A 23,271-nucleotide genomic window follows, 5' to 3' on the forward strand; every position below is an offset into this window, starting at 1 on the left:
CTGTCGTGGGGCAAGAGGGATCAAGGGAGGTCGGGGGAGACCAAGGGGTTCGGGGGGATCCGCGTGCTGCGGGGCCGGCCGGTCAGTCGCTGATGCGGGACCAGGTGACGGGCAGGGCGTCGAGCCAGCGCACGACCATGCCCTGCTTCCAGCTGAGCTCCTCCTCGGGGACCGCGAGCTGCAGGTCCTCGACGCGGCGGGCGAGGGCGGCGATGGCGACCTGCAGCTGCATCCGGGCCAGGTGCGCGCCGGGGCAGAAGTGGGCGCCGAGGCCGAAGCCGAGGTGCGGGTTGGGGCTGCGCTCGAAGTCGAGCTCCTCGGGCGAGCCGAAGACGTCCTTGTCCCGGTTGGCGGCGCAGATCGAGCCGACGACGGCCTCGCCCGCGCGCACGACCGTCCCGCCGAGCTCGACGTCCGCGGTCGCGTACCGGGGGAACATCGTCGACGTGTGGAAGGGGACGTAGCGGATGAGCTCCTCGACGGCGGTGGGCACGAGCTCGGGGTTCGACCGGATGCGGTCGAACTCCTTCGGGTGCTGCATGAGGGTGAGCACGAAGTTGGCCAGGGTGAGCACGGTGTTCTGCACGCCGGGGGCGAGCAGGCGGACCGCGACCAGCACCAGCTCGTCCTCGGTGAGCCGCTCGGGGTCCTCGTCCCGGGCCTGGATCATGCCGTTGAGGAGGCTGTCGGTCGGTTCGCTGCGGCGGATGCCGACCAGCTTCGCCATGTAGCGGTGGAGATTTCCCATGTATTCGCTCATCCGCTCCGGGGAGAGCGAGGTGGTGGAAACCACCGCCTGGGACCATTCCTGGAAATCTGCACGGTCCTCGAAAGGCACGCCGAGCAGTTCGCAGATGACCGTGACCGCCAGCGGGTTGATGAATTCCGCCATCAGGTCGGTCGGGGAATCCGCCGGGGATTCCTTGCGGGCGAGCGCGTCGAGCAGTTCGTCGGCCTTCTGCTCGGTGAGCGGGCGCAGCCGCTCGGTCTGCCGGGGCGTGAGGCCGGCGTTGGCGACGCGGCGCAGCCGGGTGTGGTCCGGCGGGTCCATCGACAGCAGACCGCGGTCGACGACCTCCTCGCCGATCCGGGGCTCGTCCCGGTGGAGCGTTTCCGCCCTGCTGAAGGTGTTGTCGGTCATCACCTTGCGGATGTCCGCGTAGCGGGTGGCGAGCCAGGCCTCGTCGCCGTACGGGAGTTTCACCCGGCTCAGCGGCTCGTTTTCGCGGAGCTCCGCGTACAGCGGGTCCAATTCGAGACCGGACGGCTCGCCGAATGGGTAGGACCGCACCTGGAGTGTCTTGTCTTCATTCACCTTCAGGACGTCCTTTCCGGAAGCTGCTGTGCACGGAAATTAAGTCTGCTGAGGCGAATTTGCAGTGTCAAGCAATCTTGTCTACTGGAGCCATTAGGGTTTGCTTGTCTTCGCTGGTGAAATTGGCTGAGGAAGGAACGGGCGAGCACCCATGACCTCGGTCACACGCCCGGAAAACCGGATCGCCGACCGGTGAATTAACCAATGGAATGCAAAGTTCCGCCCTGCGTTCTTACAAAGCTGAAAACGCGAAGGGAACAAGACGGAACCGGAAAGGAAAAAGCGGGCGCCGTGCCCGGTGGCACGTGCGCCCGCTCCCTGCCGGGGTGCTCCCCGCCCGCTCCTGCGGCTACAACCCGTCCGGGTCCGCCCGGTCGAGCGCCGGCCGCGGTCCCGGGCCGGTCTCCAGCAGCAGATAGTCGGCGGCGGCGGTGTCCGTCACCAGGCTCGTGACCAGCCCGGAGCGCAGCACCGCGCCGATGGCCGCGGCCTTGCGCAGGCCGCCCGCGATGGCGACGACCTCCGGTATCCGGCGCAGCCGGTCGGCCTCCACGGTGATGCAGCGCTCGCCCAGGTCACGCCCGATCCGGCGGCCCTCGGCGTCGAAGAGGTGCGCGGACATCTCGGCGGCGGCGCCGAGGGAGGCGTAGTGGGCCCGCTCCTCCTCGGTCAGCATGTCGTAGACCGTCGAGATGCCGGGCGCCCACGAGCCGATGGAGACCGCCGCGACGGTCACCTTGTCGAAGTAGTCGAAGGCGCGCGCGATGCCCGTCTGGCCGCGCAGCGCGGCGGCCGTCGCCGGGTCGGGCAGCAGCATCGGCGCGTAGATCGGGTGCGCCTCGCCGCCGGAGACCTGCGCGGCCCGGCGCACGGCCTCCACCGAGCCGCGCTCCGCCGTGCCCGCGTCGTAGACGCCGGTGAGCTGGACGACGGTGCACGGCGGCAGCCGGTGCAGGGCCGCGGCCATGTGAATGGTCGAGCGGCCCCAGGCGAGGCCCAGCACGTCGCCCTCGTGCACGAGCTCGCCGAGCAGGTCCGCCGCCACCTCGCCGAGGTTCTCGGGGTCGGGCGCGTCGTCGGCGGCGTCGGCCGGGGATTCGACGACGACCGCGTGGCGCAGGCCGTAGCGGGCGCGCAGCGCGTCGGAGCGCTCCGCGTCCAGCTCGGCGGGAACCCGGATCTCGATCCGCACGAGATCGCGTTCGAGCGCCGTCTCCAGCACCCGGGCGACCTTGAAGCGGCTCACGCCGAACTCCTCGGCGATCTGGATCTTCGACTTGCCCTCGAGGTAGAAGCGGCGGGCCATGGCCGCCGCCTGTACCAGCTCGGCGGGCCCCATCGGCGCGGCTGAACGGCCCGTCGACACCACCGTCTCCTCACTGTTCTTCATGCTGTTCGAGCTTGGACTCCACCGTCATCCTGTCAGAAACGGCGGTCCTTGATCAGACCTTGACCTTCGCGCTCAGCATTTCGGGCGAGCGCGGTGCCCCCCTCAGTGCCCGCAGGCCCAGGCCGCACCGGCCGTGACCTGCTTCGCCCGGGCGCGCAGGGCCCGTACGGTCGCCGCCGGATCCTCCGTACCGTAGACGGCGGATCCGGCCACGAACACGTCCGCGCCGGCCTCCGCGCACCGCTCGATCGTCTCCGCCGAGACACCGCCGTCCACCTGCAGCCACATCTGCAGGCCGTGCCGCGAGATCAGCTCCCGGGTGCGGCGGATCTTGGGCAGCATGATGTCCAGGAACGCCTGACCGCCGAAGCCGGGCTCGACCGTCATGATCAGCAGCATGTCCAGCTCGGGGAGCAGGTCCTCGTACGGCTCGATCGGCGTCGCCGGCTTCAGCGCCATCGAGGCGCGGGCCCCCTTCGCCCGGATCTCCCGCGCGAGCCGCACGGGCGCGGCGGCGGCCTCCACGTGGAAGGTCACCGACCCGGCGCCGGCCTCGACGTACTGCGGGGCCCAGCGGTCCGGGTCCTCGATCATCAGGTGGCAGTCCAGCGGGGTGTCCGTGGCGCGGCTCAGCGACTCGACGATCGGCATGCCGAGGGTGAGGTTGGGGACGAAATGGTTGTCCATGACGTCCACATGGAGCCAGTCGGCGCCCTTCACCGCCTCCGCCTCGTCGGCGAGGCGGGCGAAGTCAGCGGACAGGATGCTGGGGTTGATCTGCACGGCCATGCCTTAAGCCTGCCATGCCCGCCGCGCTCAGTTGTGCGGGGGCCTGCTTGAAGGGGCGCGGCCCCTACGGTTCCGTGCTGCTCCGTGCCGCCGCGGCGGCGATCAGCCACGGCGGGGGTTACGCGCCGCGGCGGCGGCGGAACGAAGAGGCACGGCCTCTTCGCTTTGTGCCGCCGCAACGGCGACCGGCCACCGCGGCGGAGCCCGGCGGTGCCGGACCAGCCCCGGCTGCAGCAGAAACCCGGAAGCCCGCCGCTAGGCGGTGCGGCGGAGCAGCGCCAGATACATCGCGTCCGTGCCGTGCAGATGCGGCCACAGCTGTACGTCCGGCCCCTCGCCCAGTGCCGGAACGCCCTGCATGTGGGGGCGCGCGTCGATCCACTCCGCGCTCACGCCGTCCCGCTTCAGCACGTCGTCCACGACGGCCTTCGTCTCCGCCGGGTGCGGCGAGCACGTGGCGTAGCCGACGACGCCGCCCACCCGCACGGCACGCAGCGCCTCGCGCAGCAGGTCGCGCTGGAGCGAGGCGAAGCCGGCGACGTCCTCCGGGCGGCGCCGCCAGCGGGCCTCCGGGCGCCGACGCAGGGCGCCGAGCCCGGTGCAGGGCACGTCGACGAGGACCCGGTCGAAGACGCCCTCGCGCCACGGCGGCCGCGTGCCGTCGGCGGCGATGACCTGGTACGGGCCGGGGTTCCCGGCGAGCGCCCGGCCCACCAGACGCGCGCGGTGCGGCTGCTTCTCGGAGGCCAGCAGCGCCGCTCCCCGCTCGGCGGCCAGCGCCGCCAGGAGCGCGGCCTTGCCGCCGGGCCCGGCGCAGCCGTCCAGCCAGCGGGTGTCCGGCCCGTCCACCGGCACCGACGCGAGGGCGAGCGCGACCAGCTGGCTGCCCTCGTCCTGGACGCCGGCCCGGCCCTCCCGGACCGCGTCCAGCGCCCCGGGCTCGCCGCCCTCGGCGAGCCGTACGGCGTACGGCGACCAGCGGCCCGGCAGCGCGGAGTCCTCGCCGACCGCGGCCAGCAGCTCCTCCGTCGTCGCGCGCCCCGGCCGGGCGACCAGTGTGACCTCGGGCCGCTCGTTGTCGGCCTCCAGCAGGTCCTCGATGCCCGCGCGGCCGCCGCCGAGGGCGTCCCACAGGGCGGAGACGACCCAGCGCGGGTGCGCGTGCACCACGGCCAGGTGCTCCTCGGGGTCGTCGTCGTACGGCGGGGCGACCTCCTCCAGCCAGCCGTCCATGTCGTGCGCGGTGATCTTCCGCAGCACGGCGTTCACGAACTTCGCCCGCCCGTCGCCGAGCACGACGCGCGCCAGCTCCACGCTCGCGGACACGGCCGCGTGCGGCGGGATGCGCGTGCCGAGCAGCTGGTGGGCGCCGAGGCTGAGGACGTCCAGGACCGGCGGGTCCACCTCGCGCAGCGGCCGGTCGACGCACGCCGCGATGATCGCGTCGTACGTGCCCTGGCGGCGCAGCGTGCCGTAGACGAGCTCCGTGGCGAGCGCGGCGTCCCGCGCCTCGAAGTCCCCGTTCTCCCGGGCCTTGCGCAGCAGCGGCGGCAGGACCAGGTTCGCGTACGCGTCCCGCTCGTCGACCGCCCGCAGCGCCTCGAAGGCGAGGATCCGCACCGGGTCCTTCTTGGGCCGGCGGTAGGGCTTTGCGGGGCGGCGGGCTGGGCGGTCGTTCACGAAAGGTGCTCCGGGGCTGGGGTGGCGAAGGTGTCCAGCCTACGCTCTGCGCTCAGGCCGCGCCGAGCCGCTCGCCTGCGGCGATACGGACGCCACGGGCCCAGTCGGCGGCCTTCATCGGCTTCTTGCCCTGCGGCTGGACCCACTGCAGCTCGACCGCGTGGGAGCCGGTGCCGACGTGCACGGAGTTCTTGGCGGCGGCGATCTCACCGGGGGCCAGGCCGGCCCGGTCGGGGGCGGGCGTCACGGACATGACCTTCAGCCGCTCGCCGCGGAAGACCGTCCAGGCGCCCGGCGCGGGGGCGCACCCGCGCACCACGCGGTCGACCCGCAGGGCCGGGGCGGACCAGTCCAGGCGGGCGTCCTCGACATTGATCTTCGGGGCGAGGGAGATGCCCTCGGCGGGCTGCGGCACGGCCTTCAGCGTGCCGTCCTCGATGCCGTCCATGGTCGCGGCGAGCAGCCCGGAGCCGGCGAACGCGAGCCGGGTCAGCAGGTCGCCGCTGGTGTCGGTGGGCCGCACCTGCTCGGTGACCACGCCGAAGACCGGGCCCGAGTCCAGGCCCTCCTCGATGAGGAAGGTGGAGGCGCCGGTGACCTCGTCGCCCGCGAGGATCGCGTGCTGCACGGGCGCCGCGCCGCGCCAGGCGGGCAGCAGCGAGAAGTGCAGGTTGACCCAGCCGTGCGCGGGGATGTCCAGGGCGGCCTTCGGCAGCAGCGCGCCGTAGGCGACGACCGGGCAGCAGTCCGGGGCGATCTCGCGCAGCCGGGCGAGGAAGTCCTCGTCGCGCGGGCGCGCGGGCTTGAGCACCTCGATGCCGGCCTCCTCCGCGCGCTCGGCGACCGGGCTCGCGACCAGGCGGCGGCCGCGGCCGGCGGGGGCGTCGGGCCGGGTGACGACTGCGACGACCTCGTGGCGGTCCGAGGCGAGCAGGGCGTCGAGGGCGGGAACGGCGACCTCGGGGGTACCGGCGAAGACGAGCCTCATGGGTGGCGAACTACCTCTCCTCGAGCGCCGAACGGAACGGCCCACCAGTCTAAGGGCCGCAGCCTCGGGGGGCGTACGGATTGTCACGCGCCTCATTCCGGCGGATGTGCGCCCCCATACCGTGACCCGGCGGCCAATGGCGCGTTGTGGTCAAGAGAGATTGACCGCACCGGGCCGCCGCCGCGGCCCTCTTCCGTTGCTCGTCGACTGACGCGTCAACTCTCGCCATTTTCCGTCCTTTTACCCCGCCGGTCCGAGAGGCTTCTTCATGGCCGACCACGCAACCCACGACGCCCAGGCACGGGCCAGCCTGCATCTGTTGGTCCGGGACATCGAGCGGGTCCGCAGGCAGGTGGACGCCCTGCGCACCCTCACCGCTCAGCTGGGCAACGTCTACCGCCCGCGGCGCACCGGCCCCTCGGCCGGCTTCGTCGTCTACGGGCGGGCCCCCGCGCCGACCGTACGGCTGGCGCAGGAGCTGCGGGACAGCGTCGAGACCCTGGTGACGGCCGCGGTCGACTTCGACCGCTCGCTCGGCTTCTCGTGGGACGCGGTGGGCTCGGCGCTCGGGGTCACCAAGCAGGCGGTGCACCGGCGTTACGGGGCGCGCCGTGCGAACGGGCAGGGGGCGGCGGAGGCCGCGGAGGCGGTCCGTACGGCCGAGCCGGCCCCGGTGCCGGTCGTTCCGGCCGCCCGCACGGTGCCCGGCCAGGCCCCGTCCCCGTCCCACCGCGAGGAACAACGCCCCCCGGCCTTCCCGGCCCCCCGCAACGGCTGACCTGCGGCCGGCGCGAGACATTCCCTCCGCCGCAACGGCGAGCAACCCACCACAAGCACATCGGCGGCGCCCGGCCCACCTCAGGCCGGCGGGGCACCGCCGGATCCGGCCGCGGGGGCTGGGCGCCATCGCGGCGGAGTAGAGACCGCCACAACGGCGATCCGCGCGAAACACCGCAGCGGTGCCCAGCCCGCCTCAGGTCGCCGGGCACCGCCGGACCCCGACGCGAGAGCCGAGCGCCGTCGCGGCGGAGTAGGGGCCGCCGCGACAGCGGCCAGCGCTGAGCAATTCCTCCGCCACGGCGGTGCTCCGCCCACCGCCAGGCCACTGGCCGTGCGGGTCACGCCGGGCCAAGGCCGACGGGCCCCCGCCGGAGGCAAGCCGTCAGCCGATGTCCGGAGGGTCGATCCGGAGGCGGACCGGTTCGCCGTTGCGGCGGGCCAGTCTCGCCGCCTGGGCGGTCTTGAGCGCCGCGGCGAGCGCCGCGCCGCGGCCGGGGCGGACCCGGACGAGGGCCCGGTCCCACCGCTCCCCCGGCTGGGGGTGCCCCCGGCCGGGAGCCGGGCGGCCCGCGGCCGGCACCGGCAAGGGCACCGGCCCGAGCACCTCCGCATCGTCCGGCAGCTCCGCCGCGGCGAGCAGGTCCGCGACGTCCTCCGGCGGGCCGGAGACCGACGCCATCCGGGACACCGGCGGAAATCCCAGCTCGGCCCGGTCGGCAAGCTCCCGCATCGCATGCCCGGCGGGATCCCACCGCACGAGCGCCTGCACGGGCCGCAGCGTGGGCTCGGCGACCACGACCACGACGCCGCCGTCCTCCTGCCCGCGGACCAAGGCGGCCGCGGACAGCCAGCGCCGCAGCGCCTCCTCCCCCGCCCGCAGGTCGGGGAAGCCGAGCAGCGCCCAGCCGTCCAGCAGCAGGGCCGCGGCGTAGCCGCCTTCGGCGACGGGCTCCGCGCCGGGCGTGGAGACGACGATCGCGGGCCGGTCGGGCACCGTGTCGAGGATGTGGTCACGCCCGGAGGTCCGTACGGGCACGGACGGGAAGGCCCGGCCGAGCTCCTCGGCGGTGCGTCGCGCACCGACGACCCGGGCCCGCAGCCGGGAGCCGCCGCACTCGGGGCAGTGCCAGCCGGGTGGCGCCTCCTGCCCGCACCACCCGCACCGCAGCGCGCCGTCGGCGTCCCCGGCCTCGAGCGGCCCCGCGCAGTGCCCGCAGCGGGCGGGCTCGCGGCACCGCTCGCAGCCCAGCCGGGGCACATAGCCGCGCCGCGGCACCTGCACCAGCACCGGCCCGTGCTTGAGGCCCTCGCGGGCGGCCTGCCAGGCGTGACTGGGCAGCCGGGCGGCCCGCGCGGCCTCGTCACGGGCCTCGTCGCTGTCGCCGACGGTCCGTACGACCGGGGCGACGGCCCGCACGGTCTCGCGGGCGGCGGCGAGCGGCAGGGCCCATCCCGTGTTCACCAACTGGGCGGCGTCCACCGTGCAGCCGAAGCCGCCCAGCAGGAACGCCGCCTTCTCGTGCACCGCACGCTGCACCAGCACCTCGCGCGCGTGCGGATACGGGGCGTTCTGCGCGCTGTGGCTGGAATCCCCGTCGTCCCAGACGGCGGCGAACCCGAGGTCCCGCACGGGCGCGAACATCGCCGCCCGCGTGCCGACCACGGCCCGCACCGAGCCCCGGCTGACCGCGAGCCAGCGGCGGTAGCGCTCCTCGGGGCCGAGCTCGGCCGTCAGCAGGACGTGCCGGCCCTCCCCCAGCAGCTCCCCGAGCGCGGCGTCGACGCGCGCCGCGGCCCGCCCGTCCGGCACGACGACCAGCGCACCGCGCCCGGCCGACAGCGCCGCGGCCGCGGCCCGCGCGAGCTCGTGCGGCCAGTGCGGGCCGGGCAGGGCGGTCCACACCGCCCGCGGGGTGTCCCCGCGGGCCACCGCGTCGAGAAACGCGGGCCCCGTGGGATACCGCGACCAGCTCCCGGCCTCCGGCGCCCCCGGCGGAGGCAGCGGCGCGGGCGAGGGCTCGGCCTCGATGCGGGCGTGCCGCGGCGGCACGGCCAGCTGCAGCACGTCGGCGAGCGAACCGGCGTACCGGTCGGCGACGGCCCGGCAGAGCTCGTAGAGCGCGGGGCTGAGCACGGGCTCGGGCGAGAGCACCTGGGCGATCGCGGCGAGCGGCCCCTGGAAGTCGGACTCGGCCACGCGCTCGACGATGTACCCGTCGAGCAGCCCGCCGCCTTCCCGGCGCCCCCCGCGCACATTGCGCGTCCCGGCGCCGAACCGCACCCGCACCCGCACGCCCGGCCGGGCATCGGCGTCGAGCTCCTCGGGGACCGCGTAGTCCCACAGGCGGTCCAGGTGGACGGGCCCCTTGTCCACGAGCACCCGCGCGACCGGCAGCGTCTTGGCCAGCGGCGCCCCCCGCCACGTGCGCGGCTTGGCCTTGGGCGCCTTGGCCTTGGCCGCGCGCACGCTCTCACGTATCAGCGCGAGCTGCTCCCCCTGCTCCGGGGTACCGCCCTGAGACCGCCCGTTCTCCCTGCTCACAGCCACAGTCCTACCAGACCCCACTGACAACGCCGGGCGGGCCGGAGTTCCGGCCCGCCCGGCGTCCGGACAGCGGTGACCGGGGCGTCGCCCCGGACTGCTTACAGCCCCGCGGCCTTCTTCAGGGCCTCCACGCGGTCCGTGCGCTCCCACGTGAAGTCGGGCAGCTCACGGCCGAAGTGGCCGTACGCGGCGGTCTGCGAGTAGATCGGGCGCAGCAGGTCGAGGTCGCGGATGATCGCGGCCGGGCGGAGGTCGAAGACCTCGGCGATGGCGTTCTCGATCTTGTCGGTGTCGATCGTGTTCGTGCCGAAGGTCTCGACGAACAGGCCGACCGGCTCGGCCTTGCCGATCGCGTAGGCGACCTGCACCTCGCAGCGCGAAGCCAGGCCCGCGGCCACGACGTTCTTCGCGACCCAGCGCATCGCGTACGCGGCCGAGCGGTCGACCTTGGACGGGTCCTTGCCCGAGAACGCGCCGCCGCCGTGGCGGGCCATGCCGCCGTACGTGTCGATGATGATCTTGCGGCCGGTCAGGCCGGCGTCGCCCATGGGGCCGCCGATCTCGAAGCGGCCGGTCGGGTTGACCAGGAGGCGGTAGCCGTCGGTGTCCAGCTTGATGCCGTCCTCGACGAGCTCCTTGAGGACGTGCTCGACGACGAACTCGCGGATGTCGGGTGCGAGGAGGGAGTCGAGGTCGATGTCGGAGGCGTGCTGCGAGGAGACGACCACGGTGTCGAGGCGGACGGCCTTGTTGCCGTCGTACTCGATGGTGACCTGGGTCTTGCCGTCGGGACGCAGGTAGGGGATCGTGCCGTTCTTGCGGACCTCGGAGAGGCGGCGCGAGAGCCGGTGGGCCAGCTCGATCGGGAGCGGCATCAGGTTGGGCGTCTCGTCGCAGGCGTAGCCGAACATCAGGCCCTGGTCGCCGGCGCCCTGCTTGTCGAGCTCGTCCTCGTCGCCCTCGACGCGGGCCTCGTAGGCGGCGTCGACACCCTGGGCGATGTCGGGCGACTGGGCGCCGATGGAGACCGAGACGCCGCAGGACGCGCCGTCGAAGCCCTTCTTGGACGAGTCGTAACCGATCTCGAGGATCTTGTTGCGCACGAGCGTGGCGATCGGCGCGTAGGCCTTGGTCGTCACCTCACCGGCGACGTGGACGAGGCCCGTGGTGATGAGGGTCTCAACGGCGACGCGGGACGTGGGGTCCTCGCGCAGCAGGGCGTCGAGGATGGTGTCGCTGATCTGGTCAGCGATCTTGTCGGGGTGACCCTCGGTCACGGACTCCGAGGTGAACAGGCGGCGGGACACATCGCTCCCTGGGGTTGCAGCGGCTGCTGGCTGATCATTGACGGACCCGGCCGAGAGCTGCGCTCGGCGCTGGGTCCTCGGTCAGTTTATCCGGCGTTCTCGTGGTTGGGGCATCCTGTCTCGTATCACCGGCCTGGTGACCTGCGACACCGGCACGCTCCGGCGCGCGGAAGGCTCACGGGAAGCGCCGTACGACGAGGTCCCAGACGGTGTCCGCGAGGTCCTCCTTGGGACCGTGGGGCACCGGGGTCTCGGAGCCGTCGGGGGCCAGGACGACGGCCTCGTTCGTTTCCGAACCGAAGGTCTTCCGCTCCCCCACCTCATTGACAACCAGCAGGTCACAGCCCTTGCGGGCGAGCTTGGCACGACCGTTGGCCAGGACGTCGTCGGTCTCCGCGGCGAAGCCCACGACGATCTGCCCGGGGCGCGGCCGGTGCGCCGAGAGCTCGGCGAGGACGTCAGGGTTCCGGACGAGCCCGACGGCCGCCGGCTCCTCGCCGTCCTTCTTCTTGATTTTGCCCTCGGCATAATGCGCAGGGCGAAAATCGGCCACCGCCGCGGCCATCACGACGGCGTCCGCGTCCTCGGCGGCCTTCAGGACCGCCTCGCGCAGCTGGAGGGCCGTGCCCACCCGTATGACGTCGGCGCCGGCCGGGTCGGGCAGCTCGCTGTTGGCGGCGACGAGCGTCACGCGGGCTCCGCGCGCGACGGCGGTACGGGCCAGGGCGTACCCCTGCTTGCCGGAGGAGCGGTTGCCGAGGAAGCGGACGGGGTCGAGCGGCTCGCGGGTGCCGCCGGCGCTGATGACCACGTGGCGGCCGGCGAGGTCGGCGACCGGGCCCTCGGGGCCGCGGGCCAGCACCCGGCGGCAGACCTCGAAGATCTCCTCGGGGTCGGGCAGCCGGCCCTTGCCGGTGTCGGCGCCGGTGAGGCGGCCGACGGCGGGCTCGATGACGATCGCGCCGCGGCGGCGCAGCGTCGCCACGTTCTCCTGGGTGGCCGGGTTCTCCCACATCTCGGTGTGCATGGCGGGCGCGAAGACGACCGGGCAGCGGGCGGTGAGGAGCGTGTTCGTCAGCAGGTCGTCGGCGAGGCCGTGGGCGGCCTTGGCCAGCATGTCGGCCGTGGCGGGGGCGACCACGACGAGCCGGGCCTCCTGGCCGATGCGCACGTGCGGCACCTCGTGGACGTTCTCCCACACCTCGGTGCCGGCGGGGTGGCCGGACAGCGCCGACCAGGTCGCCTCGCCGACGAAGTGCAGGGCCGAGGCCGTCGGCACCACGCGGACGTCATGGCCCGACTCGGTGAGCCGGCGCAACAGCTCGCACGCCTTGTAGGCGGCGATCCCGCCGCTGACTCCCAGGACGACCTTGGGCTTGTCCATCGCTCGCGCTCTCCCCATCCTTCGGTTGCGTACAGGTCCCATGACACACCAAGGGCCCGGCAGCGGCGCTACCGGACCCGTGGTGACGAAAAAGACGAAGGCGACGCGTGCGCCGCCGCGCGCTTACTGCGCCGGGGCCTCGATGGCCTCGGAGGTCAGCAGGCCCGCGTTGATCTCGCGGAGCGCGATGGAGAGCGGCTTCTCGTGGACGTGGGTGTCCACCAGCGGACCGACGTACTCCAGCAGGCCCTCGCCGAGCTGGGAGTAGTACGCGTTGATCTGACGGGCGCGCTTGGCGGCGTAGATCACCAGGCTGTACTTCGAGTCGGTTGCCTCGAGCAGCTCATCAATCGGCGGGTTGATGATGCCCTCGGGCGCGGTGATGGAAGAGGACACTCTCTGCCTTCCGAAGGGGGGTGAAGAAAGATGGTCAACGGAGCAAGGCTAGCAGTTCACGCGCAACGTCCTCGACGGAGGTGTTGACCAGCGTGACGTCGAACTCCGACCCCGCGGCGAGCTCGACCTCGGCCGCGGCGAGGCGGCGCTCGATCACCTCGGGCGACTCGGTGCCCCGGCCGGTGAGCCGGCGGACCAGCTCGTCCCAGCTGGGCGGCGCCAGGAAGACCAGCTGGGCGTCCGGCATGGTCTCGCGGACCTGCCGGGCGCCCTGCAGGTCGATCTCCAGCAGCACCGGCTCGCCGGCCTCCAGGCGGTCGAGGACCGCCCGGCGCGGCGTGCCGTAGCGGTTGCCCGCGAACTCGGCCCACTCCAGCAGCTCGCCGTTGGCGACGAGCTTGTCGAACTCCTCGTCCTCGACGAAGAAGTACTGGACACCCTCCTGCTCGCCGGGGCGCGGCTTGCGGGTGGTGGCCGAGACCGAGAGCCAGACCTCGGGGTGTGCCTTGCGCATATGGGCGACGACCGTGCTCTTACCGACCCCGGAGGGGCCGGAGAGCACGGTCAGCCGCGGTTGTCTGGCCGGGGGTACGGGGGACGTCCCCCGGGAGACTGCAGTACTCATGCAGCGATTATCCCGGTTCGCGGGAGTGCCTGGGAACGTCAGGCGGCCTTGCCGCCGAACTCACGCTCCAGAGATGCGATCTGGTTCGAGCCGAGCCCGCGCACCCGGCGGCTCTCGGAGATCCCGAGCCGCTCCATGATCTGCTTGGCGCGGACCTTGCCCACGCCCGGCAGGCTCTCGAGGAGTGCGCTGACCTTCATCTTGCCGATCACTTCGTTCGTCTGGCCCTGCGCGATGACATCGTGCAGCGAGGCACCGGAGTGCTTGAGCCGATTCTTGACCTCGGCGCGCTCCCGGCGAGCCGCGGCGGCCTTTTCGAGCGCGGCAGCGCGCTGTTCAGGGGTAAGGGGCGGAAGAGCCACGCCTACGTCACCTCGGATATCGAACTGTCGGATAACGGACCGGTGAGGAACCTAGTCGGCCCACACCTGGGGAGCAACGAGCAACGCGCTTGCACGTTCGCTCTCGTCGGAGACTAGCGGCCGATTCCGCTCCAGTCAGCGAGAACAAGCGAAAAGTCCTGGTCAGACTCGCTCGACCAGGACTTTTCCGGACATATAGACCAACAATTTTGACGCTTCCGCGGCGGACGGTGGCACGGCCGCCCGCGCCGCGGACCCCCGGCGGCTACCCGGCCGACGGATCCGCGGCGCTCACGGCCTCCCGGACCTCGCCGGCGAACCGCTCGGCGCTCGCCCGCAGCGCCGTCACGTCCGGGCCGTGCCGGAGCACGCCCCGGCTGACGTTCGGCACCACGTCGCGCACGGCCGCGCCGAAGACCTTCGGCAGGTCGGCCGCGGTCGCGCCCTGCGCGCCGATGCCGGGGGCGAGCAGCGGGCCGTTGATGTCCAGATCCGCACGGGCCGCGCCGAGGGAGCCGCCCAGGGTGGCTCCGACGACCGCGCCGTACGAGCCCATGGGCGCGGCGTCCGCGTTCTCGGCCCGCAGGTGGTCCAGCATGGTCGCGGCGACGCTCGCCCCGTCGGCGCGCACGGCGTGCTGCACCTCGGCGCCCTCCGGGTTCGAGGTGAGCGCGAGCACGAACACGCCGGTGCCGCTCTCGCGGGCCAGCTCCAGGGCGGGGCGCAGCGAGCCGTAGCCGAGGTAGGGGCTCACGGTCACGGCGTCGGAGAAGAGCGGCGAGGCGGGGTCGAGGTAGGTGGCGGCGTAGGCGGCCATGGTGGAGCCGATGTCGCCGCGCTTGGCGTCCATGAGGACCAGCGCGCCGGCCTCCCGGGAGTCGGCGACGGCCTGCTCCAGGACGGCGATGCCGCGCGAGCCGAAGCGCTCGAAGAAGGCGGACTGCGGCTTGAGGACGGCGACGCGGTCGGCCAGGGCCTCCACGACGGTGCGGGTGAAGCGCTCCAGGCCGTCGATGTCGTCGGAGAGCCCCCAGTCGGCCAGCAGCGAGGCGTGCGGGTCGATGCCGACGCAGAGCGGGCCGCGCTCGTCCATGGCGCGGCGCAGCCGGGCACCGAAGGGTTCGAGGGTCATGCGGCAGCCTTCTTCCGGGTCTCGGCGCCGACCGCTTCGGCGAGGGTGGCGTACGGGCTCGCCGCCAGGCGCTCGGCCAGACCCGCGTGGATCTTCCGGCACCAGAACGGGCCCTCGTAGATGAAGGCGCTGTAGCCCTGGACCAGGGTGGCGCCCGCCAGGATGCGCTCCCAGGCGTCGTCGGCGGTCTCGATGCCGCCGACCCCCACGAGGGTGATCCGGTCGCCCACGCGGGCGTACAGGCGGCTCAGGACCTCCAGGGAGCGGGCCTTGAGCGGGGCGCCGGACAGGCCGCCGGCGCCGATGGCCTCGACGGTGCGCTTCGGGGTGCGCAGGCCCAGGCCGTCGCGGGCGATCGTGGTGTTGGTGGCGATGATGCCGTCCAGGCCCAGCTCGACGGCGAGGTCGGCGACGGCGTCGACGTCCTCGTCGGCGAGGTCGGGGGCGATCTTCACCAGCAGCGGGACGCGGCGCGAGGTGACCGTGCGGTCGGCGGCCTCGCGGACGGCGGTGAGCAGCGGGCGCAGCGCCTCGGTGGCCTGGAGGTTGCGGAGCCCGGGCGTGTTGGGCGACGAGACGTTGACGACGAGGTAGTCGGCGTGGGCGGCGAGGCGCTCGGTGGAGGTGACGTAGTCGGCGACGGCCTCCTCCTCCGGCACGACCTTGGTCTTGCCGATGTTGACGCCCACCGTGGTACGGCCGTGCTTGTTGCCGAGGGCCGCCTTGCGGGCCGCCAGGCGCTCCGCCACGGCCGCCGAGCCGTCGTTGTTGAAGCCCATGCGGTTGATGAGCGCGCGGTCCGCGACGAGGCGGAAGAGGCGCTTCCGGGGGTTGCCGGGCTGCGGCTGCGCGGTGACGGTGCCGATCTCGACGTGGTCGAAGCCGAGCATGCTCATGCCGTCGATGGCGGCGGCGTTCTTGTCGAAGCCGGCGGCCAGCCCGAAGGGGCCGTGCATGCGCAGGCCGAGGGCCTCGGTGCGCAGCTCCTTGTGGCGCGGGGCGAGGACGGCCGCGACGAAGGTGCGCAGGACGGGGACGCGGGCGGCGGCGCGGATCCAGGCGAAGGCCAGGTGGTGGGCCTTCTCGGGGTCCATCCGCTGGAAGATCAGTCGGAAGAAGAGCGAGTACATGGTGGTGCCGGGCCTTCCGCGGGCGAGAGGGAGGTTCCGAGGGACCGCCCACCCGCCCCCGGTGGTGACCGGGGGCGGGTGGGCGGGAGGGGTCAGGACCGGGCGGCGGTCAGGTGTTCGGCGTGCTCCTGCAGGGAGCGCACGCCGACGTCGCCGCGGGTGAGCGCCTCGATGCCCTGGACGGCGGCCGCGAGGGCCTGGACCGTGGTCAGGCACGGCACCGCGCGGGCGACCGCGGCCGTACGGATCTCGTAGCCGTCGAGGCGGCCGCCGGTGCCGTACGGGGTGTTGACGATCAGGTCGACCTGGCCGTCGTGGATCAGCTGGACGATGGTCTTCTCGCCGTTGGGGCCCTCGCCCTCGCTCTGCTTGCGCACCACGGTGGCGTTGATGCCGTTGCGGCGCAGCACCTCGGCGGTGCCGGAGGTGGCGAGCAGCTCGAAGCCGTGGGCGACGAGCTCGCGGGCCGGGAAGATCATCGAGCGCTTGTCGCGGTTGGCGACGGAGACGAAGGCGCGGCCCTTGGTGGGCAGGGCACCGTAGGCACCGGCCTGCGACTTGGCGTACGCCGTGCCGAAGAGGTTGTCGATGCCCATGACCTCGCCGGTGGAGCGCATCTCCGGGCCGAGGACGGTGTCGACGCCGCGGCCGTGGATGTCGCGGAAGCGCGACCACGGCATGACGGCCTCCTTGACGGAGATCGGCGCGTCCATCGGGAGCGTGCCGCCGTCGCCCTCCCGGGGCAGCATGCCCTCGGCGCGCAGCTCGGCGACGGTGGCGCCCAGGGAGATCCGGGCGGCGGCCTTGGCCAGCGGCACGGCGGTCGCCTTGGAGGTGAAGGGGACGGTGCGGGAGGCGCGCGGGTTGGCCTCCAGCACGTAGAGGATGTCCCCGGCCATGGCGAACTGGATGTTGATCAGGCCGCGCACGCCGACGCCCTTGGCGATGGCCTCGGTGGAGGCGCGGAGCCGCTTGATGTCGAAGCCGCCGAGGGTGATCGGGGGCAGCGCGCAGGCGGAGTCGCCGGAGTGGATGCCGGCCTCCTCGATGTGCTCCATGACGCCGCCGAGGTAGAGCTCCTGGCCGTCGTAGAGCGCGTCGACGTCGATCTCGATGGCGTCGTCGAGGAAGCGGTCGATGAGGACCGGGTGCTCGGAGATCAGGCCCGCGTGGCGCTCCAGGTAGCCGGCGAGGGAGGGCTCGTCGTAGACGATCTCCATGCCGCGGCCGCCCAGCACGTAGGAGGGGCGGACCATGACCGGGTAGCCGATCTCGGCGGCGATGGCCTTGGCCTCGTCGAAGGAGAAGGCGGTGCCGTACTTCGGGGCGGGCAGGCCGGCCTCGGTGAGGACGCGGCCGAAGGCGCCGCGCTCCTCGGCGAGGTCGATGGCCTCGGGCGAGGTGCCGACGATCGGCACGCCGTTGTCCTTGAGCGCCTGGGCGAGGCCCAGCGGGGTCTGGCCGCCGAGCTGGACGATGACGCCCGCGACGGGCCCGGCCTCCTGCTCGGCGTGGACGATCTCCAGGACGTCCTCCAGGGTGAGCGGCTCGAAGTAGAGCCGGTCGGAGGTGTCGTAGTCGGTGGAGACGGTCTCGGGGTTGCAGTTGACCATCACGGTCTCGTAGCCGGCGTCGCTGAGGGCGAAGGAGGCGTGGACGCAGGAGTAGTCGAACTCGATGCCCTGGCCGATGCGGTTCGGGCCGGAGCCCAGGATGATCACCGCGGGCTTCTCGCGGCGCGCGACCTCGGTCTCCTCGTCGTAGGACGAGTAGAAGTACGGGGTCTTCGCGGCGAACTCGGCGGCGCAGGTGTCGACCGTCTTGTAGACGGGGCGGACGCCGAGGGCGTGCCGCACCTCGCGGACGACGGCCTCGGGCAGGCCGCGGATCGCACCGATCTGGGCGTCGGAGAAGCCGTGCCGCTTGGCCTCGGCCAGCAGCGCGGGCTCCAGCCGGACGGCGGCGGCCAGGTCGTCCGCGACCTCCTTGATCAGGAAGAGCTGGTCGACGAACCACGGGTCGATCCGGGTGGCCTCGAAGACCTCCTCGGGGGTGGCCCCGGCGCGGATCGCGGCCATGACGGTGTTGATCCGGCCGTCGGTCGGGACCTTGGCCTTGGTCAGCAGCTCGGTCTTGTCGCCGGGGGCGGAGACGAAGTCGAACTGGGAGCCCTTCTTCTCCAGCGAGCGCAGGGCCTTCTGCAGCGCCTCGGTGAAGTTGCGGCCGATGGCCATGGCCTCGCCCACCGACTTCATGGTGGTGGTGAGGGTGGCGTCGGCGGCCGGGAACTTCTCGAAGGCGAAGCGGGGGGCCTTGACCACGACGTAGTCGAGCGTGGGCTCGAAGGACGCCGGGGTCTTCTCGGTGATGTCGTTGGGGATCTCGTCCAGCGTGTAGCCGACGGCGAGCCGGGCCGCGATCTTGGCGATCGGGAAGCCGGTGGCCTTGGAGGCGAGCGCGGAGGAGCGCGAGACGCGCGGGTTCATCTCGATGACGATGACCCGGCCGTCCTCGGGGTTGACCGCGAACTGGATGTTGCAGCCGCCGGTGTCGACGCCGACCTCGCGGATGATCGCGATGCCGACGTCGCGGAGGATCTGGTACTCGCGGTCGGTGAGCGTCATCGCCGGGGCGACGGTGATGGAGTCACCGGTGTGCACGCCCATGGGGTCGAAGTTCTCGATGGAGCAGACGACCACGACGTTGTCGTTCTTGTCGCGCATCAGCTCCAGCTCGTACTCCTTCCAGCCGAGGATGGACTCCTCCAGGAGCACCTCGGTGGTCGGGGAGAGCGTGAGGCCCTGGCCGGCGATGCGGCGCAGCTCGTCCTCGTCGTGGGCGAAGCCGGAGCCGGCGCCGCCCATGGTGAAGGAGGGGCGGACGACGACGGGGTAGCCGCCGAGCTCGTCGACGCCGGCGATGACCTCGTCCATGGTGTGGCAGATGACCGAGCGGGCGGACTCGCCGTGGCCGATCTTGGTGCGGACGGCCTCGACGACGCCCTTGAACAGGTCGCGGTCCTCGCCCTTGTGGATCGCCTCCACGTTGGCGCCGATGAGCTCGACGCCGTACTTCTCCAGGACGCCGTTCTCGTGCATGGAGATCGCGGTGTTGAGCGCGGTCTGGCCGCCGAGGGTGGGCAGGAGGGCGTCGGGGCGCTCCTTGGCGATGATCTTCTCGACGAACTCGGGGGTGATCGGCTCGACGTAGGTGGCGTCGGCGATCTCCGGGTCGGTCATGATCGTGGCCGGGTTGGAGTTGACGAGGATGACCCTCAGGCCCTCGGACTTCAGCACGCGGCAGGCCTGGGTGCCGGAGTAGTCGAACTCCGCGGCCTGGCCGATGACGATCGGGCCGGAGCCGATGACCAGAACGGACTGGATGTCGGTGCGCTTAGGCACGCTGGCCCTCCATCAGGGAGACGAAGCGGTCGAACAGGTACGCGGCGTCGTGCGGGCCTGCGGCTGCCTCGGGGTGGTACTGGACGCTGAATGCCGGCTGGTCGAGCAGCTGGAGGCCTTCCACCACGTTGTCGTTGAGACACACGTGGGAGACCTCGACCCGCCCGTACGGCGTGTCGGTCGCCCGGTCGAGCGGGGCGTCGACGGCGAAGCCGTGGTTGTGCGCGGTGACCTCGACCTTGCCGGTCGTGCGGTCCTGCACGGGCTGGTTGATGCCCCGGTGGCCGTACTTCAGCTTGTACGTGCCGAAGCCCAGGGCGCGGCCGAGGATCTGGTTGCCGAAGCAGATGCCGAACAGCGGGGTCTTGCGGGAGAGGACCTCGCGCATGACGGCGACGGGGTGGTCGGCGGTGCTCGGGTCGCCCGGGCCGTTGGAGAAGAACACGCCGTCGGGGTTCACGGCGTAGACGTCCTCGGCGGTGGCCGTGGCGGGCAGGACGTGCACCTCGATGCCGCGCTCGGCCATCCGGTGCGGGGTCATGCCCTTGATGCCCAGGTCGACCGCGGCGACGGTGAAGCGCTTCTCGCCGACCGCGGGGACGACGTAGGTCTCCTTGGTGGCGACCTCGGCGGAGAGGTCGGCGCCCGACATCTCGGGGGCCTGGCGCACCTCGGCGAGCATCGTGCCCTCGTCGGGCAGGGAGTTCCCGGAGAAGATGCCGACGCGCATGGCGCCGCGCTCGCGCAGGTGGCGGGTGAGGGCGCGGGTGTCGATGCCGCAGATGCCGACGACGCCCTGCTTGGCCAGCTCCTCGTCCAGGGACCGGCGGGAGCGCCAGTTGGACGGGACGCGGGCGGGGTCGCGCACCACGTAGCCGGCGACCCAGATGCGCGCCGACTCGGGGTCCTCGTCGTTGACGCCGGTGTTGCCCACGTGCGGGGCGGTCATCACGACGACCTGGCGGTGGTAGGAGGGGTCGGTCAGGGTCTCCTGGTAGCCGGTCATGCCGGTGGAGAACACGGCCTCGCCGAAGGTCTCCCCCACGGCCCCGTAGGCCCGGCCGCGGAAGATCCGGCCGTCCTCCAGGACGAGTACGGCGGGGATCTGCCTGTCCCGCTGGGAGAAGCTCCCCCTTGTGGAGGTCGTCATCGTGCGCCTTCCGTGTCGCTGTTCAGGTGGTGCAGGTGGGTGAGGGCCTCGACCCAGGCGGGGTGCTCGGCCGCCTGGTCGGAGCGGAAACCGGAGTCGATCTCCCGGTCGCCGTGCACCCAGGTGATCACCAGCAGGCCGCCCTCGGTGAGGACCTTGCCGGCGATGCCCTTGTCGAGCCGGGCGCCGCGCACCCGGTCCGCGGGGATGAAGAAGTCCTGGGCGCCAAGGCGTACGACGGTGACGCCCTGCTCCGTCAGGGTGAGCTCGGCGCGGCTGCGGGTGCCGAGGCCGTGCGCGACGATGCGGTCGAGCCACTGGCCGGCCGTGGTGGAGCCGTGGTAGCGGCCCGTCATCGTCAGGGTGGGGTCGCCCCGGCCGGCGGGGGCGGCGGGCAGCTCGGGCAGGTCGCCCTGGAGCGTGCCGCGCCACTTCCAGCCCTCGCGCATCAGCCAGTAGACGAGCGCGATGAAGAGCAGCAGCCCGACGACCCAGCCGGCGCGTGCGGCCCAGTCGGTGACCGCCTGCGACTTCTGCTCGTCCGCCAGATTGATCAAAGGTGTCACGCCAGATTCCCGTCCACGACCGTTGCCCGGCCCCGCAGGAAGGTGTGGGTGACGCGTCCCGGCAGCTCGCGGCCCTCGTAGGGGGTGTTGCGGCTGCGGGAGGCGAAGCCCGCGGGGTCCACGACACCACGGTAAGCGGAATCGACCAGGGTGAGGTTGGCGGGCTCACCGGCGGCGACGGGGCGGCCGTGGCCGGCGAGGCTGCCGATGCGGGCGGGCTTGAAGGACATGCGCTCGGCGACGCCGGCCCAGTCCAGCAGCCCGGTCTCCACCATCGTCTGCTGGACGACGGACAGCGCGGTCTCCAGGCCCACCATGCCCATGGCGGCCGCGGCCCACTCGCAGTCCTTGTCCTCGTGCGGGTGCGGGGCGTGGTCGGTGGCGACGATGTCGATCGTGCCGTCGGCCAGGGCCTCGCGCAGGGCCATCACGTCGCGCTCCGTGCGCAGCGGCGGGTTCACCTTGTAGACCGGGTTGTACGAGCGGACGAGCTCGTCGGTCAGGAGCAGGTGGTGCGGGGTGACCTCGGCGGTGACGTCGATGCCGCGCGACTTGGCCCAGCGGACGATCTCGACGGAGCCGGCCGTGGAGAGGTGGCAGATGTGCACCCGGGAGCCGACGTGCTCGGCGAGGAGGACGTCGCGGGCGATGACCGACTCCTCGGCGACGGCCGGCCAGCCGCCCAGGCCCAGCTCGGCGGAGACGACGCCCTCGTTCATCTGGGCGCCCTCGGTGAGCCGCGGCTCCTGGGCGTGCTGGGCGACGACGCCGCCGAAGGCCTTCACGTACTCCAGGGCGCGGCGCATGATCACCGCGTCGTCCACGCACTTGCCGTCGTCGGAGAAGACGGTGACGCCGGCGGCGGAGTCGTGCATGGCGCCCAGCTCGGCGAGCTGCTTGCCCTCCAGGCCGACGGTGACGGCGCCGATGGGCTGCACGTCGCAGTAGCCGGACTCCTTGCCGAGGCGCCAGACCTGCTCGACGACGCCGGCGGTGTCGGCGACGGGGAAGGTGTTGGCCATGGCGAAGACGGCCGTGTAGCCGCCGCTCGCGGCGGCGCGGGTGCCGGTCAGGACGGTCTCGGAGTCCTCGCGGCCGGGCTCGCGCAGGTGGGTGTGGAGGTCGACCAGGCCGGGCAGCAGGATCTTGCCGGCGGCCTCGATGACCTGGGCGCCCTCGGCGCTGAGGCCCGTGCCGACCTCGGCGATGGTCTCGCCGTCGATCAGGACGTCCTGGGGCTCACCGCCGAGGACCTTCGCACCGCGGATCAGGATCTTGGACATTACTTGTTCTCCTCGGTGCGGGCGGAATCAGCGGGGCGGCGCGAAGCGCCTCCATCAAGGGTGGTGGTGGGCGACGGGTGGGCCACGGCGGGCTCGGAGCCGCCGAGCAGCAGGTAGAGGACGGCCATCCGGGTGCTGACGCCGTTGGCGACCTGCTCGACGGCCGTGCAGCGCGCGGAGTCGGCGACCTCGGCGGTGATCTCCATGCCGCGGTTCATCGGGCCGGGGTGCATCACGACGGCGTGCTCGGGCATCTTCGCCATGCGGTCGCCGTCCAGGCCGTAGCGGCGGGCGTACTCGCGCTCGGTCGGGAAGAAGGCGGCGTTCATCCGCTCGCGCTGGACGCGCAGCATCATCACGGCGTCGGACTTCGGCAGCACCGCGTCGAGGTCGTAGGAGACCTCGCAGGGCCACGTCTCGACGCCGACCGGCACCAGGGTGGGCGGGGCGACGAGGGTGACCTCGGCGCCGAGGGTGGTCAGCAGGTGGACGTTGGAGCGGGCCACGCGGCTGTGCAGCACGTCGCCGACGATCGTGATGCGGCGCCCGGAGAGGTCGCGGCCCAGCCCGGCGTCCCGGCCGACCAGGCGGCGGCGCATGGTGAAGGCGTCCAGCAGGGCCTGGGTGGGGTGCTCGTGGGTGCCGTCGCCGGCGTTGACGACGGCTCCGTCGATCCAGCCGGAGTTCGCCAGCCGGTAGGGGGCGCCGGAGGCGTGGTGGCGGATGACGACGGCGTCCGCGCCCATCGCCTCCAGGGTCAGGGCGGTGTCCTTCAGCGACTCGCCCTTGGAGACCGAGGAGCCCTTGGCCGAGAAGTTGATGACGTCGGCGGAGAGCCGCTTGGCGGCGGCCTCGAAGGAGATGCGGGTGCGCGTCGAGTCCTCGAAGAAGAGGTTGACGACGGTGCGGCCGCGCAGGGTGGGCAGCTTCTTGATCGGCCGGTCGGCGACCCGCGCCATCTCCTCGGCGGTGTCGAGGATCAGGACGGCGTCGTCGCGGGTGAGGTCGGCGGCCGAGATGAGGTGGCGCTTCATCCGGGTGACTCCGT

General features: G+C 72.7%; 19 protein-coding genes. 1 reads left to right on the plus strand and 18 read right to left on the minus strand.

Features of this window, described 5'->3' with window-relative positions:
• Positions 1-82: 82 nt before the first annotated feature.
• From ACFZCD_RS26610 to fmt, 5 genes are all read right to left on the minus strand, one after another.
• Positions 83-1,315, minus strand: coding sequence for a cytochrome P450 (locus ACFZCD_RS26610; protein WP_391835075.1), 1,233 nt, complete (start codon positions 1,313-1,315; stop codon positions 83-85).
• A gap of 349 nt (positions 1,316-1,664) precedes the next feature.
• Positions 1,665-2,705 (minus strand): sugar-binding transcriptional regulator, encoded by a 1,041-nt coding sequence (locus ACFZCD_RS26615; RefSeq protein WP_391835077.1) that lies wholly within the window; start codon positions 2,703-2,705, stop codon positions 1,665-1,667.
• 102 nt (positions 2,706-2,807) lie between these two features.
• Positions 2,808-3,494, minus strand: coding sequence for a ribulose-phosphate 3-epimerase (rpe, locus tag ACFZCD_RS26620; protein ID WP_391835079.1), 687 nt, complete (start codon positions 3,492-3,494; stop codon positions 2,808-2,810).
• A gap of 255 nt (positions 3,495-3,749) precedes the next feature.
• Positions 3,750-5,174, minus strand: coding sequence for an RsmB/NOP family class I SAM-dependent RNA methyltransferase (locus ACFZCD_RS26625; RefSeq protein WP_391835081.1), 1,425 nt, complete (start codon positions 5,172-5,174; stop codon positions 3,750-3,752).
• Positions 5,175-5,226: 52 nt separating this feature from the next.
• A complete protein-coding gene (gene fmt, locus ACFZCD_RS26630) occupies positions 5,227-6,162 on the minus strand; it encodes a methionyl-tRNA formyltransferase (RefSeq protein ID WP_391835083.1) in 936 nt (311 codons plus the stop codon).
• Between the two features lie 268 nt (positions 6,163-6,430).
• Between fmt and ACFZCD_RS26635 the strand changes: the two genes are divergently transcribed.
• The gene (locus tag ACFZCD_RS26635) at positions 6,431-6,940 is read left to right on the plus strand and encodes a hypothetical protein (RefSeq protein WP_391835085.1); all 510 of its coding nucleotides are present in this window, start codon (positions 6,431-6,433) and stop codon (positions 6,938-6,940) included.
• Positions 6,941-7,324: 384 nt separating this feature from the next.
• Here ACFZCD_RS26635 and ACFZCD_RS26640 read toward each other — a convergent pair whose 3' ends face one another.
• The 13 genes from ACFZCD_RS26640 to ACFZCD_RS26700 all read right to left on the minus strand — a co-directional run bounded on the left by ACFZCD_RS26640 (position 7,325) and on the right by ACFZCD_RS26700 (position 23,257).
• The gene (locus tag ACFZCD_RS26640) at positions 7,325-9,484 is read right to left on the minus strand and encodes a primosomal protein N' (protein ID WP_391835087.1); all 2,160 of its coding nucleotides are present in this window, start codon (positions 9,482-9,484) and stop codon (positions 7,325-7,327) included.
• A 101-nt stretch (positions 9,485-9,585) separates the two neighbouring features.
• Entirely contained in the window at positions 9,586-10,794 is a 1,209-nt protein-coding gene (metK, locus tag ACFZCD_RS26645) for a methionine adenosyltransferase (protein ID WP_391835089.1), read from the minus strand.
• A gap of 175 nt (positions 10,795-10,969) precedes the next feature.
• Positions 10,970-12,178: a bifunctional phosphopantothenoylcysteine decarboxylase/phosphopantothenate--cysteine ligase CoaBC gene (gene coaBC, locus ACFZCD_RS26650; RefSeq protein ID WP_391835091.1), complete on the minus strand. Its 1,209-nt coding sequence runs from the start codon at positions 12,176-12,178 to the stop codon at positions 10,970-10,972.
• A gap of 123 nt (positions 12,179-12,301) precedes the next feature.
• Positions 12,302-12,574: a DNA-directed RNA polymerase subunit omega gene (gene rpoZ, locus ACFZCD_RS26655; RefSeq protein WP_004948662.1), complete on the minus strand. Its 273-nt coding sequence runs from the start codon at positions 12,572-12,574 to the stop codon at positions 12,302-12,304.
• A 34-nt stretch (positions 12,575-12,608) separates the two neighbouring features.
• Positions 12,609-13,199: a guanylate kinase gene (gmk, locus tag ACFZCD_RS26660; RefSeq protein WP_391835093.1), complete on the minus strand. Its 591-nt coding sequence runs from the start codon at positions 13,197-13,199 to the stop codon at positions 12,609-12,611.
• A 38-nt stretch (positions 13,200-13,237) separates the two neighbouring features.
• Entirely contained in the window at positions 13,238-13,561 is a 324-nt protein-coding gene (locus tag ACFZCD_RS26665) for an integration host factor (protein ID WP_030365336.1), read from the minus strand.
• Between the two features lie 265 nt (positions 13,562-13,826).
• Complete coding sequence (gene pyrF, locus ACFZCD_RS26670; protein ID WP_391835095.1) at positions 13,827-14,693, minus strand: orotidine-5'-phosphate decarboxylase; 867 nt, start codon at positions 14,691-14,693, stop codon at positions 13,827-13,829.
• A complete protein-coding gene (locus tag ACFZCD_RS26675) occupies positions 14,690-15,823 on the minus strand; it encodes a quinone-dependent dihydroorotate dehydrogenase (RefSeq protein ID WP_391835097.1) in 1,134 nt (377 codons plus the stop codon). The genes pyrF and ACFZCD_RS26675 overlap by 4 nt, the downstream gene beginning before the upstream one ends.
• A gap of 92 nt (positions 15,824-15,915) precedes the next feature.
• A complete protein-coding gene (carB, locus tag ACFZCD_RS26680; RefSeq protein WP_391835099.1) occupies positions 15,916-19,224 on the minus strand; it encodes a carbamoyl-phosphate synthase large subunit in 3,309 nt (1,102 codons plus the stop codon).
• Positions 19,217-20,374 (minus strand): glutamine-hydrolyzing carbamoyl-phosphate synthase small subunit, encoded by a 1,158-nt coding sequence (carA, locus tag ACFZCD_RS26685; RefSeq protein ID WP_391835101.1) that lies wholly within the window; start codon positions 20,372-20,374, stop codon positions 19,217-19,219. Before carA ends, carB begins: the two co-directional genes overlap by 8 nt.
• Positions 20,371-20,940 (minus strand): hypothetical protein, encoded by a 570-nt coding sequence (locus tag ACFZCD_RS26690; RefSeq protein WP_391835103.1) that lies wholly within the window; start codon positions 20,938-20,940, stop codon positions 20,371-20,373. Before ACFZCD_RS26690 ends, carA begins: the two co-directional genes overlap by 4 nt.
• Complete coding sequence (locus ACFZCD_RS26695; protein WP_391835105.1) at positions 20,937-22,223, minus strand: dihydroorotase; 1,287 nt, start codon at positions 22,221-22,223, stop codon at positions 20,937-20,939. The genes ACFZCD_RS26690 and ACFZCD_RS26695 overlap by 4 nt, the downstream gene beginning before the upstream one ends.
• Positions 22,223-23,257: an aspartate carbamoyltransferase catalytic subunit gene (locus ACFZCD_RS26700; protein WP_391835107.1), complete on the minus strand. Its 1,035-nt coding sequence runs from the start codon at positions 23,255-23,257 to the stop codon at positions 22,223-22,225. The genes ACFZCD_RS26695 and ACFZCD_RS26700 overlap by 1 nt, the downstream gene beginning before the upstream one ends.
• Positions 23,258-23,271: the final 14 nt, after the last annotated feature.

Origin of the sequence: Streptomyces sp. NPDC008001, assembly GCF_042958085.1 — a bacterium.
Classification (GTDB): domain Bacteria; phylum Actinomycetota; class Actinomycetes; order Streptomycetales; family Streptomycetaceae; genus Streptomyces.

Excerpts from the sequence above, each read along its gene's own strand:
- ACFZCD_RS26615 (WP_391835077.1), bottom strand. The coding sequence starts at position 2,705 with ATGAAGAACAGTGAGGAGACGGTGGTGTCGACGGGCCGTTCAGCCGCG.
- rpe (WP_391835079.1), bottom strand. The coding sequence starts at position 3,494 with ATGGCCGTGCAGATCAACCCCAGCATCCTGTCCGCTGACTTCGCCCGC.
- fmt (WP_391835083.1), bottom strand. The coding sequence starts at position 6,162 with ATGAGGCTCGTCTTCGCCGGTACCCCCGAGGTCGCCGTTCCCGCCCTC.
- ACFZCD_RS26635 (WP_391835085.1), top strand. The coding sequence starts at position 6,431 with ATGGCCGACCACGCAACCCACGACGCCCAGGCACGGGCCAGCCTGCAT.
- coaBC (WP_391835091.1), bottom strand. The coding sequence starts at position 12,178 with ATGGACAAGCCCAAGGTCGTCCTGGGAGTCAGCGGCGGGATCGCCGCC.
- gmk (WP_391835093.1), bottom strand. The coding sequence starts at position 13,199 with ATGAGTACTGCAGTCTCCCGGGGGACGTCCCCCGTACCCCCGGCCAGA.
- pyrF (WP_391835095.1), bottom strand. The coding sequence starts at position 14,693 with ATGACCCTCGAACCCTTCGGTGCCCGGCTGCGCCGCGCCATGGACGAG.
- ACFZCD_RS26675 (WP_391835097.1), bottom strand. The coding sequence starts at position 15,823 with ATGTACTCGCTCTTCTTCCGACTGATCTTCCAGCGGATGGACCCCGAG.
- carA (WP_391835101.1), bottom strand. The coding sequence starts at position 20,374 with ATGACGACCTCCACAAGGGGGAGCTTCTCCCAGCGGGACAGGCAGATC.
- ACFZCD_RS26695 (WP_391835105.1), bottom strand. The coding sequence starts at position 22,223 with ATGTCCAAGATCCTGATCCGCGGTGCGAAGGTCCTCGGCGGTGAGCCC.
- ACFZCD_RS26700 (WP_391835107.1), bottom strand. The coding sequence starts at position 23,257 with ATGAAGCGCCACCTCATCTCGGCCGCCGACCTCACCCGCGACGACGCC.